The following is a 2136-nucleotide window of genomic DNA, read 5'->3' as shown; positions in this document are numbered from 1 at the left end:
GTGGCGCCGTCGACGGCGGCCCGCATGCCGTCGGCCTGGCGGCCCTCGACGGTGCCGAGGTTGATCAGCAGCCCGCCGGCGACGCCGGCCATGATCGGCGCCTCCTCGGGGTCGGCGACCATGGCGGGCGCGGCGCCCGCGGCGAGCAGGACGTTCGCGGTGAAGCCCGTGACCACGACGTTGGTCACGCAGTGCACCAGTGGGGCGGTGTCGCGCACCGCGGTGACGACCGACGCGACGGCGTCGGGCAGGACTGAGCCCATGAGGCGTTCCCTTCGCTAGCACTACCTAGATCAGGTTCCACGGGTGCATCTCAGCCGGGCTGGTGCCCGGCGCCCCGCGCCATTGGGTGCCGACCTTATACGGCTTCGGCCGGTGTCCGGAACTGTCGGTGCGTGCTGGAAGGGGAGGGGGTCAGGCCCGGTGCTGCAGCCCGTCGACGAGCAGGTCGAGCATGCGGCGGCCGTGGTCGGGCTCCTCGTCGTTCATGGTCACCGACAGCTTGGACACGGCGTAGAGCAGGTCCTTGGGGCTGGCGACGGCGCGGATGGCGCCGGCCGCAGCGGCGGCGTCGAGCAGAGAGCCGACGGCGGGGCCGAGCCGGCCCATGAAGTACGCGGGCAGCGCGTCGAACGTCGGGTCGCCGGAGTGCAGCGCGGAGGCGAGCCCGCGCTTGGTCGCGAGGAACTCGGTGTACCGGTGGAGCCACTTCTCCAGTGCGACGACGGGTTCGTGGGCGGCGGCCAGTGCGGGAGCGGCGTCGGCGGTGGCGTCGACCTCGGCCTGGAAGACGGCCTTGACCAGGTCGGACCGCTTGGGGAAGTGGCGGTAGAGCGTGCCGACGCCGACGCCCGCGAGGTCGGCGATCTCCTTCGCGGGCGCGTCCACGCCGGACGTGCCGAAGACCTGCTTGGCGGCGTCGAGCAGTGCGTCGATGTTGCGCTGCGCGTCGCGGCGCAGCGGTCGCTGCTCTGTGTGCTGGGTCACTTCTCTCCCGATCCGTTGCTAACCGGAACGTCTTTCCATATAGTTCTGGAAGAGCGTTCCGCTTAGCTCCAGACTACGGCATCGCCGGTGCGCTCACCAGACCTCTCGACCCCAGGAGGGCCTCATGCAGTACCGCAACCTCGGCCGGACCGGCATCAAGGTCAGCCCCTACGCGCTCGGCGCGATGATGTTCGGCGCGATCGGCAACCCCGACCACGACGAGTCGGTCAAGATCATCCACAAGGCGCTCGACGCGGGCATCAACTTCATCGACACGGCCGACGCCTACTCGCGAGGCGAGTCCGAGGAGATCGTGGGCAAGGCGCTCAAGGGCCGGCGCGACGACGTCGTCCTGGCTACCAAGGTGCACCTGCCCATGAGCGACGACCCCAACCACCGCGGCAACTCCCGGCGCTGGATCATCGCCGAGGTCGAGAACTCGCTGCGCCGCCTCGGCACGGACCACATCGACCTGTACCAGATCCACCGCCCCGACCCCGACACCGACGTCGAGGACACGCTCGCCGCGCTGACCTACCTGGTCAACTCCGGCAAGGTGCGCGCCATCGGCTCGTCCACCATGCCCGCCGCCGACATCGTCCAGGCGCAGTGGGTCGCCGAGCGGCGGGGCCTGGAGCGGTTCCGCACCGAGCAGCCGCCGTACTCGATCCTGAACCGCGGCATCGAGCGCGACGTACTGCCGGTGGCCCAGCAGTACGGCATGGGCACGCTGGTCTGGAGCCCGCTCGCCGGCGGCATGCTCACCGGCCGGTACCGCAAGGGTCAGGCCAGCGACGCGCACCGGGCGCAGTTCGGCTTCAGGCACCTCCAGGACGAGCAGCGCCTCGACGTCGTCGAGCAGCTCATCCCCGTCGCCGAGGAGGCCGGGATGCCGCTGAACCATCTCGCGATGGCGTTCGCGATCGCGCACCCGGGCGTCACCTCCGCGATCATCGGACCGCGCACCATGGAGCACCTCGACAGCGCGCTCGCCGGCGCCGAGGTCAGCCTGAGCGACGAGATCCTCGACCGGATCGACGCCATCGTGCCGCCGGGAACCGACGTCGGCCGCCTGGACGCGGCCTACGACCCGCCCGCGATCCTGCAGCCCACCCTGCGCCGCCGCCCGGCGGAGCAGCGCGCGGCGGC

Annotated in this window: 3 protein-coding genes and 1 riboswitch; of the genes, 1 reads left to right on the top strand and 2 read right to left on the bottom strand. The window is 71.2% G+C overall.

Going from position 1 to position 2136, the window contains the following annotated elements:
• The coding region (locus PROKR_RS03275) for a hydroxyethylthiazole kinase (protein WP_036959490.1) at positions 1-263 on the bottom strand (263 nt) is incomplete at its 3' end.
• Positions 253-350, bottom strand: a riboswitch (TPP riboswitch). It overlaps the preceding gene by 11 nt.
• 64 nt (positions 351-414) lie before the next feature.
• On the bottom strand, positions 415-987 hold the full coding sequence (locus PROKR_RS03270) for a TetR/AcrR family transcriptional regulator (protein ID WP_036959489.1): 573 nt from the start codon (positions 985-987) through the stop codon (positions 415-417).
• 124 nt (positions 988-1111) lie between these two features.
• Between PROKR_RS03270 and PROKR_RS03265 the strand changes: the two genes are divergently transcribed.
• On the top strand, positions 1112-2136 hold a 1025-nt coding region (locus PROKR_RS03265; protein WP_036959488.1), incomplete at its 3' end, for an aldo/keto reductase.

It is taken from the genome of Promicromonospora kroppenstedtii DSM 19349, assembly GCF_000515355.1.
GTDB lineage: Bacteria > Actinomycetota > Actinomycetes > Actinomycetales > Cellulomonadaceae > Promicromonospora > Promicromonospora kroppenstedtii.
Note: the sequence above shows the minus strand (reverse complement) of the source record. Positions and strands in the feature narration are given on the sequence as shown.